Source organism: Streptomyces sp. x-80 (genome assembly GCF_046549095.1).
Taxonomy (GTDB): domain Bacteria; phylum Actinomycetota; class Actinomycetes; order Streptomycetales; family Streptomycetaceae; genus Streptomyces; species Streptomyces celluloflavus.
In genome coordinates, this window is record NZ_JAJPWM010000015.1 from 45,532 (window position 1) to 60,805 (window position 15,274).

The window sequence follows — 15,274 nt, forward strand, 5'->3', positions numbered from 1 at the left end:
GGACTGAAGCGCTGCCGTCACAGCACGCACTCCACCTCGTCGTAGCGCTCCATGGGCACCGTCTTGAGCGTCTCCACCGCGTCGGCCAGCGGGACCAGCGTGATGTCCGTGCCGCGCAGCGCGGTCATCCTGCCGAAGTCGCCGCGGTGCGCGGCCTCGACGGCGTGCCAGCCGAAGCGGGTGGCGAGCACCCGGTCGTAGGCGGTCGGCGTCCCGCCGCGCTGGACGTGGCCGAGGATGACCGGGCGGGCCTCCTTGCCCAGGCGCCGCTCCAGCTCCAGGGAGAGCTGCCGGGCGACACCGGCGAACTGCTCGTGGCCGTACACGTCCGTGCCGCCGGCGTCGAAGGACATCGTCCCCGCGCGCGGCTTGGCGCCCTCGGCGACCACCACGATCGCGAACTTCTTGCCGGCCGAGAACCGTTCACCGACCCGCCGGGTCAGCTCCTCGATGTCGAACGGCCGCTCCGGTACCACGATCGCGTGCGCGCCGGCCGCCATCCCGGAATGCAGCGCGATCCAGCCGGTGTGCCGCCCCATCACCTCGACGATCATCACCCGCTGGTGCGACTCCGCGGTGGTCTTGAGACGGTCGAGCGCCTCGGTGGCGACGCCCACCGCGGTGTCGAAGCCGAACGTCACGTCCGTGACCGCGATGTCGTTGTCGATGGTCTTGGGCACGCCGACGATCGGCAGCCCGGCGTCCGACAGCAGCCGCGCCGCCTTCAGGGTGCCCTCCCCGCCGATCGGGATGATCGCGTCCAGGCCCAGCTCCGCGACATGGCTGCGGGCCCGCTCGACGCCGTCCCGCAGATGGGCGGGCTGCACCCGGGACGACCCGAGGATGGTGCCACCGCGCGCCAGGATGCCGCCGACGGCATCGAGGTCGAGTTTGCGGTAGTCGCACTCCAGCAGGCCCTTCCAGCCGTCGTGGAAGCCGATCACCTCATCGCCGTGATCGACGGTGGCGCGGTGGACGACGGACCGGATGACGGCGTTCAGACCGGGGCAGTCGCCGCCGGAGGTGAGGACACCCATACGCATGCTCGTAAAACCTCTGCAACTCAACCGGAGGCCCGGACCCCGTCGTCCGGTTGGATCCCGCTCACCCTACAAGCGAGCCGCCGCCGGGCACACGTACGCCCGCAGTGCGGGACTGCGGGCGTACGAAACCGTCCGGGATACGGACGAAAATCTGGACTCGGCGTTACGCGGGCTGCGTTGCCGCGGCGATCCGCTCCTGGCGCAGCGCCTCGTACCACCGGTCGTCGGCCGGCGGCAGCGCGTTCACGTCCAGCGCCAGCTTGATCAGCAGATCCGCGATATGCGGATTGCGGGCCATCACCGGGCCGTGCATGTACGTACCGAAGACGGTGTCGTTCCACGCGCCCTCGTAGCCGTCGCCGACGCCGTTGCCGTTGCCGAACCGCACCTTGGCGAACGGCCGGGCGGTCTGCCCCAGATGCGTCACACCCTGGTGGTTCTCGAAGCCGGTCAGCGGCGGCAGCCCCAACTGCGGGTCGATGTCGGCCAGCACATCGCCGACGCACCGCCCGCCCTCGCCGCGGGTGCTCACCACGTCCAGCAGCCCCAGGCCCTCTTCCCGCTCCCCGAGGTCGTTGATGAACTCGCGGCCCAGGATCTGGTACCCGGCGCACACCGAGAAGACGATCGCGCCGTTGGAGACCGCGCGGTTCAGCCCGCCGTCGCGGCGCAGCCGCTCGGCCGCCAGCCGCTGCGGCCGGTCCTCGCCGCCGCCGATCAGATAGATGTCACCCGAGGTGGGGATCTGCTGGTCGGACCGTACGTCCACGCGCTGCACGTCCAGGCCGCGCTGGCGGGCCCGCCGCTCCACCACCAGGGCATTGCCCTGGTCGCCGTAGGTGCTCAGCAGATCCGGGTAGATCCACACCAGCCGCAGGCTGTTGTCGCTCATTCTGGCTCGTCCTCGCATCGCGGTCAGTTCCCCACCCGTCGTCGCAGGTCCTGGAAGGCTGTGTAGTTGGCAATGACCTCGATCCGGCCGGGCGGCGCCATCCGCACCGCTTCGTCGACGTTCTCGCAGACGTGGAAGTCCAGCCCGGCGACCTCCAGCCGCACCGCCAGGTCGAGCTTGCGGTCGCCGATCACGAAGATCGGGTGCCCGGCGAGCCGGGTGTAGTCGACGTCCCACAGCCACGAGGTGTCGGTGCCGTCCGCGCCGCGGGCGTTCACGGACAGGATCACCGGGGTCGGCGGCGGGTCGATCAGTGAGAACGTCTCCAGCCAGCCGGCCGGGTTCTTCGCCAGCAGCAGCCGCAGCTCCCGCTCCATGAAGGTGACCACGTCGTAGCGGCCGGCCACGGCCTGGACCGCGTACATCCGCTCCAGGGCGACCTGCGGCGGCACCCCGAAGGCGGCCGCGACCGCGGCCGACGTCGTGGCGTTCGCCTTGTTGGCCCGGCCCGGCAGTTGCAGCCGGATCGGCCACGCGCTGCCGTTCGGGTCCAGCACATGGTCGCCGGAGAGCGCCCAGCTCGGCGTCGGACGGCGGAAGCCGCACTCGCCGCAGAACCAGTCGTCGCCCGGCCGCTGCATCACACCGCCGCACGACGGGCAGGACCAGGCGTCGTCCTTCCACTCCTGCCCGGCCGCGACCCAGACCACGTTCGCGGACGACGAGGCCGCCCACACGATCAGCGGGTCGTCCGCGTTGGCGATGATCAACGCCTTCGAACCGGCCAGACCCTCGCGCCAGTGCTCGGCCAGCATGCGGGTCTCCGCGGCGCGGTCGAGCTGGTCACGCGAGAGGTTCAGCAGCGCTATGGCCTTCGGCGTCACATCCCTCGCGACGCCGGAAAGGTACTTCTCGTCCACCTCGATGACGCCGTAACGGGCGTCCGAACCACCGGCCAGCGCGGAGGTGATACCCGCCGGCATGTTGGCGCCGAGCGCGTTGGAGACCACCGGGCCACTGGCCCGGAGCGCCTCCGCGATCAGTCGCGTGGTGGTCGTCTTCCCGTTGGTCGCCGACACCAGGATGACGTCCAAGTGCCGTGCCAGCCGCGCCAGCAGGTCGGGGTCGAGCTTGAGTGCCACCCGGCCACCGATCACCGATCCGCTGCCGCGGCCCGCCGCGCGCGATACCGCCGCCGCAGCCTTGCCCGCCGTCACGGCCAGCTTGGCCCGCGGCGACAGCGGCTCCGTGTTGCCTGCCATCGTCCTTGATCCTCCTTGCATCCGCGCCCTCCTGCCCAGTGGGCTGCCGGTGGAGCGCTTCCTCCGCAGCCGATGACCGGCCGGAGGCTTCGGTCGGGGATCAGCCTATCGAGATCCGACGGCGGCCCCGCACCCCGCCACCCGTGCGACGACATCCGGCCGCGCCCGGAACGTACCCTTGACGCCATGCCTTCCCGCACGATCCCCGGTACCACCGGCCGCCCGCGACCCCTGCGACTGCTGGGCGATCCGGCCCTGACCGAGCCCTGCCGGGAGGTCACCGCCTTCGACGACGGGCTGGCCCGGCTGATCGAGGACATGTACGCGACAATGTACGCCGCCCGCGGTGTCGGCCTCGCGGCCAATCAGATCGGCGTCCCGCTGCGGGTGTTCGTCTACGACTGCCCCGACGACGAGGACCGCCGCCACCTCGGGCATCTCGTGAACCCCCGGCTCGTCGAGGCCGACGGCCCGGTCTTCCGCGGACCGGAGGGCTGCCTCTCGCTCCCCGGCATCGAGGCCGGCACCCCGCGCCACGACCACGCCGTGGTGGAGGGCGTCAGTGTGACCGGCGAACCGCGGACCGTGACCGGCACCGGGTTCTTCGCCCGCTGTCTCCAGCACGAGTGCGACCACCTCGACGGCGGTCTGTACGTCGATCACCTCACCGGGCTGCGCCGCCGCCGGGCGCTGCGCGCGGCGGCCCGTGCCCCGTGGGCGGCGCGGGCGGGAGCCTCCGGCCCCGGCTGCTGAGCGTCCGGCCGCTCCGTCCGGCTCAGAAGCCGGGGCCGTCCGCCCGGTCCGCGGCGACGGCCAGCCGGCCCCACAGCAGCTCGGTCAGATGCCGCACCAACTGCTCCCGGGAGCAGGGACGTTCCCGCAGCCACCAGTCGCCGGCCGCGTGCATCATGCCGACGATGCCGTGCCCCCACACCCGGGCCATCTCCTCGCCGGCCGGCCCCAGGTCGAGCCGTTCGCCGATCACCTTGGCCAGTTCCTCGCCGAGCCTGCGCAGCAGCGGGGCGGAGTGCCGCCCCACGTCGAAGCCGGTCTCCGCCGGGTTCTCCTCGTCGGCCGGGTGCATCAGGAACCGGTACACCTGAGGTCGGGCCTCGATCGCGGCGAGATAGGTGTCGAGGGTCGCCTCGACGCGGTCGCGGCGCGGTACGGGGGAGTCCAGCGCGGCCCGCAGTCCGTCCAGCAGCGCGTCCGTGTGCCGCACGGCGAGCGCGCGGTAGAGCCCGCCCTTGTCGCCGAAGTGCCGGTAGAGGATCGGCTTGGTGATACCGGCCTCGGCGGCGATCGCGTTCATCGACGCTCCCGGGCCGTCGCGCAGCACGATCCGGTCCGCGGCCTCCAGGAGCTCCCGCCGTCGCCGCTCGGTCGCGGCCTGCTGGCGGCCGCTGTGCTGTGTGCTTTCCATGGTCGTGCTCCCCACCCTTGTGAATCCGTGGCGCTCGCGCAACGTAACACCCGAACTGCGCGGCGAAGTCGAGGCCCGGGGGAGTTGACATCCCTTACTGGCCGGTAACAGACTCCTGTTACCGCAAGTAACGCAATGCTGGAGGGGACATGGCCGAGTTCACCATGGAGCTCAACGACGAACAGCGGGAGGTCCGCGACTGGATTCACGGCTTCGCCGCGGAGGTCATGCGCCCCGCCGCCGCCGAATGGGACGAGCGCGAGGAGACTCCCTGGCCCGTCATCCAGGAAGCCGCCAAGATCGGTCTGTACTCCCTCGACTTCTACGCCCAGCAGTTCTTCGACCCCACGGGCCTCGGCATCCCCATGACCATGGAGGAGCTCTTCTGGGGCGACGCCGGCATCGGCCTGTCCATCGTGGGCACCGGACTCGCCGCCGTCGGTGTGCTCGCCAACGGCACCGAGGAGCAGATCGGCACCTGGGTGCCCCAGATGTACGGCGACGCCGGCGACGTCAAGGTCGCCGCCTTCTGCTCCTCGGAGCCGGACGCCGGCTCGGACGTCTCCGCGATGCGCACCCGCGCGGTGTACGACGAGGCCAAGGACGAATGGGTGCTCAACGGCACCAAGACCTGGGCCACCAACGGCGGTATCGCCAACGTCCATGTCGTCGTCGCGGTCGTGGACCCCGAGGCCGGTTCCAGGGGTCACGCCTCCTTCATCGTTCCCCCGGGCACCCCCGGTCTCTCCCAGGGGCAGAAGTTCAAGAAGCACGGCATCCGCGCCTCGCACACCGCCGAGGTCGTCCTGGAGAACGTCCGGATACCCGGCCACTGCCTGCTCGGCGGCAAGGAGAAGCTGGACGAGCGCCTGGCGCGGGCCCGCGAGCGCGCCAGGAACGGCGGCACCGGGGCGTCCGGGGGCGTGAAGAACGCGGCCATGGCCACCTTCGAGGCGTCCCGTCCGGCCGTCGGTGCCATGGCCGTGGGCACCGCCCGCGCCGCGTACGAAGAGGCCCTGGAGTACGCGAAGACCCGCTCCCAGTTCGGCCGGCCGATCATCGACAACCAGGGCGTCGCCTTCCAGCTCGCCGATATGCGTACCCAGATCGACGCCGCCCGCCTGCTGGTCTGGCGGGCCTCCTGGATGGCGACCAACGGCAAGCCCTTCACCTCCGCCGAGGGCTCGATGTCGAAGCTCTACGCCAGCGAGGTCGCCAAGAAGGTCACCGCGCAGGCCGTCCAGATCCTCGGCGGCAACGGCTTCACGCGCGAGTACCCGGTCGAGCGGATGCACCGCGACGCGGCGATCTACACCATCTTCGAAGGCACGAGTGAGATCCAGCGGCTGGTCATCGCCCGCACCCTGTCGGGGATGCCGATCCGGTAGCGGAAACCGGGGCGGGCCGCCCGGACCTGGTTCGTTGCGGTGGTGCGCTCGCCCTCATGGGGCAGCTGTGCTGCGGGGCCGTGCAGTTGGGCGCGGAAGCCGAGAGAACCGAGAAAGCTGAGAGAACCGAGAAGGCTGAGAGGGTCGAGCTGGTCAGTGGCAGCGCGACCGGGGGCCGTTCGGACGCGGCCGCGCCCCATGGCTCGGGGCTCGCGTCCGGGCGGCGGGCGGACGGGGTGGCGAGGGGTGTGCCCGGACCTGGCCCGGAGCGCGTCCGCCCGCTGTTCGGGTGCCGTCCGGGTGCGGTCTTCGGGTAATTCGATATATGTCCGGTGATATCAGGCATTGTCTGCCGGGTGATGCCGAGATCCCGGGCGCATCCGGAGGTGACGGGCGCCGCCCTGCCCAAGAACGGTGCACGCGCCGGCTGCCCCGCGAGGGCGGGCTGACCCGTGCCGGCGCCCGTCCTCACCCCCGCCGCCCTCGACCGCGCCGCGGGCCGGGTCGTCATCCCGGTGGCGGAGGCCGAGGCGTGGGCCGGTGTCACCGCCGGATGGGAACGCACCGCCCCCGCCGCCTCCGCCGCCCGCAGGCTGCTGACCGTCACCGTCGACGAGCTGGTCACCGAGGCGCTCCGCGGCGTTCCCGTCCACGGCACCCGGCCCGCCGTCGAGGTCCGCCTCCCCGGCCGCCTCGCCCGCGTCCTCCCCGACTGGGCGCACCGCACCCGCGCCGATCTCTCCCACCGGCCCAGCACCCAGCTCACCGTCGCCGCCGAGATCCTCCGCCGGTGGGGCTGGCAGCAGAAACCGCACCGCCTCCGCGACCTGCGCGGACGGCGCTGCGTCTGCGGTGCGATCTGCACGGCGGTCGACGGACTCGGCGTTGGCACAGAACACACCGCGCACGAGGCGGCCCGGTACGTCCTGGCGGAACTGCGGCGGCGGGGCTGGCCCGGACTGATCGGCGATTGGAATCAGGTGCCGGGCCGCAGGGCGGAGGAAGCGATTCAGCTCGTCGAAACCGCCGCCGCGAACGCCGCGGCGGCGGGCCGCTGACTTACGAAGACGGCAATGCGCCGACGCGGGAAAAGGAAAGCGTTGACGCGGACGAGCGAAGTGCCGCCGCGGGCAGGAAATGCGGACTCGGATTCGGTCAGCCGCTGCTGCTGACCCAGCCCCGCTGCGCCTGCGTTCCCGCGGGGCAGTACACGAATACCTCGCGGAACGAGCTGTAGGGCCCTGTGGTGTTGACGCTGCCGTTGGAGCAGGCGACGTTGGCCCACCATGTCGTCGGTTCGGTCACCCCGCACTGCACGTGGTAGTAGGACTGCGAGCCGTTGTCGCCGATGTATTCGTTCACGCAATTGAGGGACGCGGTCCCCGGAGTGCTGGCCTGAGCGGCCGGTGCCGCCCCGAGGAGCGCTCCGGCGAGAGCGACGCCGGCCGCGAGACCGCTGAATATCTTCCGACGCATGGGTCACCATTCCGTTCATTCATGGTGCGGGTTCATTTATGGTGCAGGATCGCAATCAAGCAGCACATTCAGCCGTGCACTGCATTCGGTTGTGCAGCGCATTCAATCGTGCAGTCCGAATGAATATGGCGACGATCATGGCATGGCGGTGACGCCGCGGGGAGTGGTGTTTCCGCCATGCGGAGAGCGCGGTGGCGGCTTGTTCGCGAGGTCGTCGCCTTCTCCGCTCCGGTACCGGGCGCCTGGTCAACGGATGGGAGAATTCCGGGATTTGTGCAGCAAATCCCGGGACGATCGAGCGCTCGGCGAATCCTGTTGACGACATCGTTGCGCCGGATATCGGCCAATTCGGAAATCGGCCGGTCCGGAGGTGGGTGGCGGGAAACGCGGCGCGGCCGGTCCGCCCGCTCAGGGCCGCGCTCCCGCGGTCAGGGCGGTCGCGGTGGCGGCGGCGAACCCGTCCGGGTTGTCCAGCATCATGTTGTGGCCGCAATCGGGCAGCGGTACCACCGCGACGCCCGCTTCGGTGAGTTCACCGGTGCCGGGCAGCGGGCCGTCGGCGGCCGGGAAGAGAAACGTACGCGGGATGTCCAGGTCCCGCAGCAGGGTGCGCATGACCGGTGAGCTGCCGCGGACCAGATGCACCGCACTGCGGTACAGCGCCTCCCGACCGGCCAGGCGCATGGTGGCCCACCACAGGGCGCCGGCCGACGCCCGGATCTCCTCCCGGCCGCCGGTCAGGAATTCCGCCTCCGTGTACGAGGCGATACCGCGGCTTCCCGGTGCGCCCCGGGCGGGTTCGAGCGGGTCGAGATTGGCGTCCGCCAGCACCAGCCGCGACACCAGCCGCGGATGCCGGGCGGCGAGGACGAGGGCCACCGACCCGCCCATGCTGTGCGCGATGACCTCCGCGCCGGCGACATCCGCCGCGTCGAGGGCGGCGGCCAGCGCGTCCGCGTGCGACTCCAGGGTGTAGTCGAACGCCGTGGGCCGGTCGCTGAGGCCGAAACCGAGCAGATCGACCAGCAGGGAGCGCCGTCCGGCCAGCAGCGGATGAACGGCCGTCTCGCCGAAGTAGGCGAACGAGGCGGCGCCCAGACCGTGCAGATACACCCGGGCGGGCCAGTCATCCGCGCGGCCGGGCAGCTCGATCCAACGTATGCGGTCGCCTCGCGGCGTCACGGCGGCACTGCGCACGGACTTCGCTCCTGGTCTGCGGTGTCTGGCGGACGGGGGTGGGCCGCGAAGGAGTCCCGCGGACGGGGGAGAGGCTATCCGGTCCGCGTGGGCACGTACCGAACCGCCGTCGGGGGAGCTCGCGCGCCCTGCCGCCTTCTTGACGGGCAGGCCACCGCACCCTACTTTCCTTCCGTAAAGCAAAACCAAGTTTCCGCAATTCGGAATTGTTTCCGGCCCCTCGGCCGGGACCCCGCCCCTGACCGGCCGACGCAGGAGTACGCGATGCCCCGGATGACAGCCGCCCGCGCCGCAGTGGAGATCCTCAAGCGTGAGGGCGTGACCCACGCCTTCGGAGTGCCGGGCGCGGCGATCAACCCCTTCTACGCGGCGCTGAAGGGCGCGGGCGGCATCGATCACACGCTCGCCCGCCATGTCGAGGGCGCCTCGCACATGGCCGAGGGCTACACCCGGGCCGCCCCCGGCAACATCGGCGTCTGCATCGGTACGTCGGGCCCCGCCGGTACCGACATGATCACCGGCCTCTACTCCGCGATCGGCGACTCGATCCCGATCCTGTGCATCACCGGCCAGGCGCCGACCGCGGTGCTGCACAAGGAGGACTTCCAGGCCGTCGACATCGCCGCGATCGCCGGCCCGGTCACCAAGGCCGCGACCACGGTACCGGCGGCCGCGCAGGTCCCCGGCGTCTTCCAGCAGGCGTTCCATCTGATGCGCTCCGGCCGCCCCGGACCGGTCCTCATCGACCTGCCGATCGACGTCCAGTCGACCGAGATCGAGTTCGACCCCGAGACGTACGAGCCGCTCCCGCCGTACCGGCCGGCTGCGACCCGCGCCCAGGCCGAGAAGGCCGTCGCGCTGCTCAACGCGGCGCGGCGGCCGCTGATCGTCGCCGGCGGTGGCGTCATCAACGCCGACGCCACCGAGCTGCTGGCCGAGTTCGCCGAGCTGACCGGCACCCCGGTCGTCCCCACCCTGATGGGCTGGGGTGCCCTCGCCGACGACCACGAGCTGAACGCCGGCATGGTCGGTCTCCAGACCTCGCACCGCTACGGCAACGCGACCTTCCTGGAGTCCGACTTCGTTCTCGGCATCGGCAACCGCTGGGCCAACCGGCACACCGGCGACCTGGGTCTCTACACCCGCGGCCGCACCTTCGTCCATGTCGACATCGAGCCCACCCAGATCGGCAGGATCTTCGCCCCGGACTACGGCATCGCCTCGGACGCCAAGGCCGCGCTGGCGCTCTTCGTCGAGGTGGCGAGGGAACTCGACGCCGCCGGTCAGCTGCCGGACCGCAGCGCCTGGGCCGCCGCCGCCCAGGAGCGCAGGGCCGCGCTGCAACGCCGTACGCACTTCGACGAGGTGCCGATCAAACCGCAGCGCGTGTACGAGGAGATGAACAAGGCGTTCGGCCCGGACACCCGGTACGTGACCGCCATCGGCCTCTCCCAGATCGCCGGAGCGCAGCTGCTGCACGTCTACCGGCCGCGCCACTGGATCAACTGCGGCCAGGCCGGCCCGCTGGGCTGGACGGTCCCGGCCGCGCTCGGCGTCGCCACCGCCGACCCGGCGGCCCCGGTCGTCGCCCTCTCCGGGGACTACGACTTCCAGTTCCTGCTCGAAGAGCTGGCCGTCGGCGCCCAGCACAAGATCCCCTACGTCCATGTCCTGGTGAACAACGCCTACCTGGGGCTGATCCGCCAGGCGCAGCGCAGTCTCGACATCGACTTCCAGGTCAACCTGGAGTTCGAGAACATCAACGCACCCGAGCTGGGCGTCTACGGTGTCGATCACGTCAGGGTCGCCGAGGGGCTGGGCTGCAAGGCGATCCGGGTGACCGCGCCCGAGCGGCTGCGGACGGCCTTCGAGGAGGCCAGGAGGCTCGCCGCCGAGTTCCGCGTCCCGGTGATCGTCGAGGTGATGCTGGAGCGGGTCACCAACATCGCGATGAGTGCCGGCGATATCGGCAGCGTCGACGAGTTCGAGGAGATCGCCACCGAGCCGGGGCACGCGCCCACCGCGATCAAACCGCTCAAGGTCTGAGGCCGGGCGACCCCGGAGTGCGCCGCGCGGAGGGGCGCGGCACGCGTGCCGGGGGACAGGCGTGCCGGACGGGACGGCGACGCCGGGCGGCGTGAGCACCGTCACGCTCTCCGCGGGGAACGTCCACCTTTCGTTCACCGTTCAAGTGAGTGCGGGTGTCGAGGGCACTGTGTCCCCGGGCCTCACCCTCCGCCTGTGGGGACGATCGTTCGGCTGAAGCCCCACAGCGCTTTCGCCGAGAGGCGACCACCCTCGGCACCCGCACCCCAAGCCGCCCCGGCCAGCTCCCCCCCGTCTGGCCGGGGCTTCCACTCAGCCGTCCAGCGGGTTGTCGGCGATCCGGCCGGCGATGCCGCTGCGGACCGCAGCCGCCGCGGAGCTGTCCGGCTTGCGCTCCGCCTGCTCCTGGAAGCAGGCGAGGAATTCGTCCCCGAGATCCAGGCGCGGGTAGCGCTCCAGCACCTCGGCGCGGAGGCTCGCGGGGACGGCGTCGGCACGCCGTCCGGAGATGTCCAACGACGTGGAGAACGTCAGCAGGTGTGACTCCGGGTCCAGCGAGACGTCCACTGCGTCCCACATATGCCGGACGATCACCTCGGAGACCCGCACCCGCCGCGATACGGGCCAGCCGGCGCCCGCCGCGAAGGCCCACGCCACATGGCCGCCCGCCGCTTCGAACGGCACGGTATGGCTGTCGAACTCCTTCACCAGCCCGATGTCGTGGAGCGTGGCGGCCACGTAGAGGAGTTCCGCATCGAAGGCGATGTCGTTCGCCGTCCCGTACGCGGCTGCCCAGAGGTAGGCGCGCACCGAATGGTTCAGCAGCGCGGGCGAGCAGTACTCGGTCGCCACCTCCAGCGCGGCGTGGCACACCGCGGTACCGGGAATCACCAGGTCGTCGATCGCAAGATCATCAACAGTCATGGCTGCGATTGTCGCGCACCGTCGGCTGCCTCCGCGCCGGTGCACCGGTCACGCCGTGCCGTCCGTCGCGCCCGTCGGGTCCGTGGCCGAGGTCTCCGGTGCGGCGGTCCGCGTCAGCGCCTTGCGGAGCAACCGCAGAGTCGCGGCCTGATCCGCGGCGTCGAGTGCCGACAGCGGTGACCGCGCGACCATCGCCTCGATCAGCTCGCGGCGTACCTGGGTCCCTTTGCCGGTGAGCTCCACCGTCTTGGAACGCCGGTCGGCGGGATCGGGCACCCGCTCGATGAGCCCCTGCCGCTCAAGGCGGGTGACCAGGAACGTGGCGCTGGACGGATCGCAGTGCAGCCGGCCTGCCAGGATCTTCATCGAGGGGGAGGGCAGCCCGGGGTCGAGCGCCCAGAGGGCGTCCGAGAGCGGCGCGGTCAGCCCCAGCCGGTCGAGGGACGTCCGGAGCCGGAGCTGGGACATGCTCATGACGTCACGGACGGCGATGAGGAGTTCCCGGGTCAGTTCCGTCGGGGTCGATGTCGTCATAGGGGCAGCGTACGAGGAGTGCTTGGAGCCTCTAAGTTGAACGCTCCCGATGGCTGCCGATCGGGCGAATCCCTGGCCCGCCCGCCTGCCCGGTGGTGCCTCCGGGGCGGTGCGGCACGTACGACGCCGCTGTCCTGCGAGTCCGACGCCACCGCCGTGGTGGACGGCATGTCGCCTACGGTGCGCGCGCCGGGTGCGCGTGGTGCCGAGGTGCGCGGGCGCGGTGCCCGGCGCACGCTGGAGGCATGACCGAGCATCCGCCTGTCATCGTGCACCCGCCGACGCCATCCGGTGGCCGGCGGGTGACCGTGCACGGACAGATCGTCGGTCTGGCCCACGGCCGTGGCGATGTCGCCGAATTCCTGCGCCGGGCGGGGGTCGCGGAACCGGCCGAGGACATCGTGCTCGACGACCCCCGTCTCGTCGAATGGCGCGGTGGCAACCTGGACGACTGGCCCACGCCATCGGCCTGAGGAGACGGCGGCCGGGCTGTTTCCGCTGCCCGGACCGCCCGCGGCTCGCCGCACTCCACCCGCGCTGGACGGTCGTCAGTGGTCCCCGGCGGCGGGCACCGGCGCATCGAGGTGCAGGGCGGCGTCGGCCGGTCCCAGCGTGAAGCGGGTGAACCGCACCTGGAGCCCCGCCCGCTGCGGTGAACAGCAGAACGGGCCCGCGGACGCCGCGGCCCCCGGGTCCAGCGGCGCCAGCCGGATCAGCCGCCACGGACCGTCCTCGCAGCGCGCACGGATGGTCACCGCATCGCCGGTACGGCTGGCGCGCACGGTGACCCGGCGGCCCGCCCAGTCGGGAACGGGGGAGAGCGACCAGTCCGACTGCCCGCGGGTGACGACGGCGCCCAAGTGCGGGACGCCGTCGGACATTTCGATGCCGGCCTTGAGCCATGTCCGCTCGTCGACGCGGACCATCAGACCGGCCTGGTCGTAGAGCTCGTCGAACCGCGCCACGAACGCCACCTCCACGGCGTGGCCGTCGGGCAGCCCGGTCAGCAGGGCGTGCCCGTCGTCGCGGACGAATCCGTAGCTGGTCGTACGCCAGAAATCACTGTGGCCGCGTGCCGTCACGAGCAGCCCTTCGGCGTCCTGCGACACGGCCGGGGGCGGGTTGAGCCAGACCGCGTCGCTCCAGGCGACCGGCCGCGGCACGCCGCCGGTTCCGCCCGCGACGGCCCCGGTCCCGCCTCCGACCGCCCCGGCGTCACCGGGTGTCCCGGCATCATCGATGGTCCTGGCGCGGCGCGTCTCGTCCATGAGGTGTCCCTGCTCCGTTCGTTCCGCCGGGCCCGCCGGCCTGCTGTTCTCCTGCTCCCACCGATCCCGCCGGTCGCGCTTCGCCGATCGACGGTGATCTTCCGCGAGCCTACGGAACGCCCGGCCGGCGGCCCAGCGCCGTGTCCGATTTCCGCCAGCGTTCGCCGCCCACCTGCTGCACAGTGGAGTCTGTGATGACCGAGGACAGCAGATACGAGGCAGTGCGCAGCCGGGATGCCAGATTCGACGGCGCGTTCTTCTTCGCCGTGTCCACGACCGGGATCTACTGCCGGCCGAGCTGTCCCGCCACCACCCCCCGACGCCGCAACGTCACGTTCTACCCCACCTCCGCGGCCGCCCAGGGCTCGGGCTTCCGCGCCTGCCGCCGCTGCCGCCCCGACGCGGTGCCCGGCTCCGCCGAGTGGAACGCCCGCGCCGATGTCGTCGGCCGCGCCATGCGGCTGATCGGTGACGGCGTCGTCGACCGGGAAGGCGTCTCGGGCCTCGCGGCCCGGCTCGGCTACAGCGCCCGGCAGGTGCAGCGGCAGCTCAACGCCGAGCTGGGCGCGGGACCCGTCGCCCTGGCTCGGGCGCAGCGCGCCCACACCGCCCGCGTCCTGCTCCAGACCACCGGCCTGCCGGCCACGGAGATCGCCTTCGCGGCCGGGTTCGCCAGCGTGCGGCAGTTCAACGACACGATCAGGGAGATCTACGCCCTCACCCCGAGCGAGCTGCGTGCCGCCCGCCCCGGGCGCGGTGCGCGGTTCGGCCCGGTGGCCCCGCAGCGCGCGTCCGGCGGGCTGGCGCTCCGGCTGCCGTTCCGTGGCCCGTACGCCGCGCGGCAGATCTTCGACCACCTCCAGCGGCGTGCGATCACCGGTATCGAGGCCATCAGCGGGGAGCCCGGCGGCCGCACGTACCGGCGCACCCTGCGACTGCCGAACGGCGCCGGTATCGCGGAGGTCGACGAGGTGACCGGCGACGGCTGGCTGGAGTGCCGGCTGTACCTTTCCGAGCTGCGTGATCTCACCACCGCCACCCAGCGCGTGCGCCGTCTGTTCGACCTGGACGCCGACCCGTACGCGGTCGCCGAACGGCTCGGCGCGGACCCGGTCCTGGCCGGGCTGGTCTCCCGGTGCCCCGGTCTGCGCTCCCCGGGGGCCGCCGACGCGCACGAACTCGCCGTGCGCGCCGTACTCGGCCAGCAGGTGTCCCTCGCCGCGGGCCGCACACTGGGCAGCGAGCTGGTCGCCGCCCACGGAGACCCGCTGCCGGAACCGTCCGGCGCGCTCACCCACCTCTTCCCCCGGTCCCAGGACCTCGCCACGGTCTCGCTCGCCGAGCTGGGCATGCCCGGAGCGCGTCGCGAGACCCTGCGCACCCTGAGCGCCGCGCTGGCCGGCGGTGCGGTCACCCTGGACGCCGGAACCGACCGTGACCAGGCAGAACGCGCACTTCTCGGGCTGCGCGGGATCGGCCCGTGGACGGCCGGCTACATCCGGATGCGGGCCCTGGGCGACCCGGATGTGCTGCTGACGGGCGATGTGGCGGTCCACGCCGGGATGCGCCGCGCCGGATCCTCGGCGGCGCACGCCGACACCTGGCGGCCCTGGCGTTCGTACGCGATGCACTATTTCTGGAACGCCCCGCACCCGGGAGATGAGCCCTCCGACCGACCCGAAACGGCACTCGTACCCCAAGGGCATGCCCCGGAGCGATCCCGGATCGCACACAAGTGATCCCAGATCGCAGACCAGCGATCTCAGCCTGTGCGCAAGGCGTCCCCGACCACGCTCAAGCCCCCCGGCCACACTGAAGCGG

The 15,274-nt window shown here is 71.8% G+C and carries 15 protein-coding genes; 6 read left to right on the plus strand and 9 right to left on the minus strand.

Annotated features, from left to right (window positions below):
- Positions 1–17: 17 nt before the first annotated feature.
- From ACLJWH_RS27540 to ACLJWH_RS27550, 3 genes are all read right to left on the minus strand, one after another.
- Positions 18–1,043, minus strand: a complete 1,026-nt coding sequence (locus tag ACLJWH_RS27540; protein ID WP_411144455.1) for a 6-phosphofructokinase — start codon at positions 1,041–1,043, stop codon at positions 18–20.
- Between the two features lie 163 nt (positions 1,044–1,206).
- Complete coding sequence (locus ACLJWH_RS27545) at positions 1,207–1,935, minus strand: type 1 glutamine amidotransferase (RefSeq protein ID WP_411144456.1); 729 nt, start codon at positions 1,933–1,935, stop codon at positions 1,207–1,209.
- Between the two features lie 23 nt (positions 1,936–1,958).
- Complete coding sequence (locus ACLJWH_RS27550) at positions 1,959–3,197, minus strand: MurT ligase domain-containing protein (protein WP_411144457.1); 1,239 nt, start codon at positions 3,195–3,197, stop codon at positions 1,959–1,961.
- Positions 3,198–3,383: 186 nt separating this feature from the next.
- On the opposite strand from ACLJWH_RS27550, the gene def reads away from it, so the two are divergent.
- Positions 3,384–3,950, plus strand: a complete 567-nt coding sequence (def, locus tag ACLJWH_RS27555; protein WP_411144458.1) for a peptide deformylase — start codon at positions 3,384–3,386, stop codon at positions 3,948–3,950.
- Positions 3,951–3,972: 22 nt separating this feature from the next.
- Here def and ACLJWH_RS27560 read toward each other — a convergent pair whose 3' ends face one another.
- Positions 3,973–4,620, minus strand: coding sequence for a TetR family transcriptional regulator (locus tag ACLJWH_RS27560; RefSeq protein ID WP_411144459.1), 648 nt, complete (start codon positions 4,618–4,620; stop codon positions 3,973–3,975).
- Positions 4,621–4,769: 149 nt separating this feature from the next.
- Between ACLJWH_RS27560 and ACLJWH_RS27565 the strand changes: the two genes are divergently transcribed.
- Together ACLJWH_RS27565 and ACLJWH_RS27570 are read left to right on the plus strand one after the other, a co-directional pair.
- Positions 4,770–6,008 (plus strand): acyl-CoA dehydrogenase family protein, encoded by a 1,239-nt coding sequence (locus tag ACLJWH_RS27565; protein WP_411144460.1) that lies wholly within the window; start codon positions 4,770–4,772, stop codon positions 6,006–6,008.
- A gap of 452 nt (positions 6,009–6,460) precedes the next feature.
- The gene (locus tag ACLJWH_RS27570; protein WP_411144461.1) at positions 6,461–7,066 is read left to right on the plus strand and encodes a hypothetical protein; all 606 of its coding nucleotides are present in this window, start codon (positions 6,461–6,463) and stop codon (positions 7,064–7,066) included.
- A 97-nt stretch (positions 7,067–7,163) separates the two neighbouring features.
- Here ACLJWH_RS27570 and ACLJWH_RS27575 read toward each other — a convergent pair whose 3' ends face one another.
- Together ACLJWH_RS27575 and ACLJWH_RS27580 are read right to left on the minus strand one after the other, a co-directional pair.
- On the minus strand, positions 7,164–7,484 hold the full coding sequence (locus ACLJWH_RS27575; protein ID WP_411144462.1) for a hypothetical protein: 321 nt from the start codon (positions 7,482–7,484) through the stop codon (positions 7,164–7,166).
- A gap of 408 nt (positions 7,485–7,892) precedes the next feature.
- Positions 7,893–8,681: an alpha/beta fold hydrolase gene (locus tag ACLJWH_RS27580; RefSeq protein WP_411144463.1), complete on the minus strand. Its 789-nt coding sequence runs from the start codon at positions 8,679–8,681 to the stop codon at positions 7,893–7,895.
- Positions 8,682–8,945: 264 nt separating this feature from the next.
- On the opposite strand from ACLJWH_RS27580, the gene gcl reads away from it, so the two are divergent.
- Positions 8,946–10,727 carry a glyoxylate carboligase gene (gene gcl, locus ACLJWH_RS27585; RefSeq protein WP_411144464.1) on the plus strand — a complete coding sequence of 594 codons (1,782 nt, stop codon included), beginning with the start codon at positions 8,946–8,948 and terminating at the stop codon, positions 10,725–10,727.
- Between the two features lie 312 nt (positions 10,728–11,039).
- Here gcl and ACLJWH_RS27590 read toward each other — a convergent pair whose 3' ends face one another.
- On the minus strand, positions 11,040–11,651 hold the full coding sequence (locus ACLJWH_RS27590; protein ID WP_411144465.1) for an HD domain-containing protein: 612 nt from the start codon (positions 11,649–11,651) through the stop codon (positions 11,040–11,042).
- A gap of 48 nt (positions 11,652–11,699) precedes the next feature.
- Positions 11,700–12,185: a MarR family winged helix-turn-helix transcriptional regulator gene (locus ACLJWH_RS27595; protein WP_411144466.1), complete on the minus strand. Its 486-nt coding sequence runs from the start codon at positions 12,183–12,185 to the stop codon at positions 11,700–11,702.
- Between the two features lie 245 nt (positions 12,186–12,430).
- Between ACLJWH_RS27595 and ACLJWH_RS27600 the strand changes: the two genes are divergently transcribed.
- On the plus strand, positions 12,431–12,658 hold the full coding sequence (locus ACLJWH_RS27600; protein ID WP_411144467.1) for a hypothetical protein: 228 nt from the start codon (positions 12,431–12,433) through the stop codon (positions 12,656–12,658).
- A gap of 75 nt (positions 12,659–12,733) precedes the next feature.
- On the opposite strand, the gene ACLJWH_RS27605 is transcribed toward ACLJWH_RS27600, so the two are convergent.
- Positions 12,734–13,453, minus strand: a complete 720-nt coding sequence (locus ACLJWH_RS27605; RefSeq protein ID WP_411144468.1) for a DUF1349 domain-containing protein — start codon at positions 13,451–13,453, stop codon at positions 12,734–12,736.
- Positions 13,454–13,647: 194 nt separating this feature from the next.
- On the opposite strand from ACLJWH_RS27605, the gene ACLJWH_RS27610 reads away from it, so the two are divergent.
- Positions 13,648–15,192: an AlkA N-terminal domain-containing protein gene (locus ACLJWH_RS27610; RefSeq protein WP_411144469.1), complete on the plus strand. Its 1,545-nt coding sequence runs from the start codon at positions 13,648–13,650 to the stop codon at positions 15,190–15,192.
- Positions 15,193–15,274: the final 82 nt, after the last annotated feature.

What these genes read in the sequence shown, in the direction of transcription:
- ACLJWH_RS27540 (WP_411144455.1), bottom strand. Translation starts at nt 1,043, where the DNA reads ATGCGTATGGGTGTCCTCACCTCCGGCGGCGACTGCCCCGGTCTGAAC.
- ACLJWH_RS27545 (WP_411144456.1), bottom strand. Translation starts at nt 1,935, where the DNA reads ATGAGCGACAACAGCCTGCGGCTGGTGTGGATCTACCCGGATCTGCTG.
- ACLJWH_RS27550 (WP_411144457.1), bottom strand. Translation starts at nt 3,197, where the DNA reads ATGGCAGGCAACACGGAGCCGCTGTCGCCGCGGGCCAAGCTGGCCGTG.
- def (WP_411144458.1), top strand. Translation starts at nt 3,384, where the DNA reads ATGCCTTCCCGCACGATCCCCGGTACCACCGGCCGCCCGCGACCCCTG.
- ACLJWH_RS27560 (WP_411144459.1), bottom strand. Translation starts at nt 4,620, where the DNA reads ATGGAAAGCACACAGCACAGCGGCCGCCAGCAGGCCGCGACCGAGCGG.
- ACLJWH_RS27565 (WP_411144460.1), top strand. Translation starts at nt 4,770, where the DNA reads ATGGCCGAGTTCACCATGGAGCTCAACGACGAACAGCGGGAGGTCCGC.
- ACLJWH_RS27575 (WP_411144462.1), bottom strand. Translation starts at nt 7,484, where the DNA reads ATGCGTCGGAAGATATTCAGCGGTCTCGCGGCCGGCGTCGCTCTCGCC.
- gcl (WP_411144464.1), top strand. Translation starts at nt 8,946, where the DNA reads ATGCCCCGGATGACAGCCGCCCGCGCCGCAGTGGAGATCCTCAAGCGT.
- ACLJWH_RS27590 (WP_411144465.1), bottom strand. Translation starts at nt 11,651, where the DNA reads ATGACTGTTGATGATCTTGCGATCGACGACCTGGTGATTCCCGGTACC.
- ACLJWH_RS27595 (WP_411144466.1), bottom strand. Translation starts at nt 12,185, where the DNA reads ATGACGACATCGACCCCGACGGAACTGACCCGGGAACTCCTCATCGCC.
- ACLJWH_RS27600 (WP_411144467.1), top strand. Translation starts at nt 12,431, where the DNA reads ATGACCGAGCATCCGCCTGTCATCGTGCACCCGCCGACGCCATCCGGT.
- ACLJWH_RS27605 (WP_411144468.1), bottom strand. Translation starts at nt 13,453, where the DNA reads ATGGACGAGACGCGCCGCGCCAGGACCATCGATGATGCCGGGACACCC.
- ACLJWH_RS27610 (WP_411144469.1), top strand. Translation starts at nt 13,648, where the DNA reads ATGACCGAGGACAGCAGATACGAGGCAGTGCGCAGCCGGGATGCCAGA.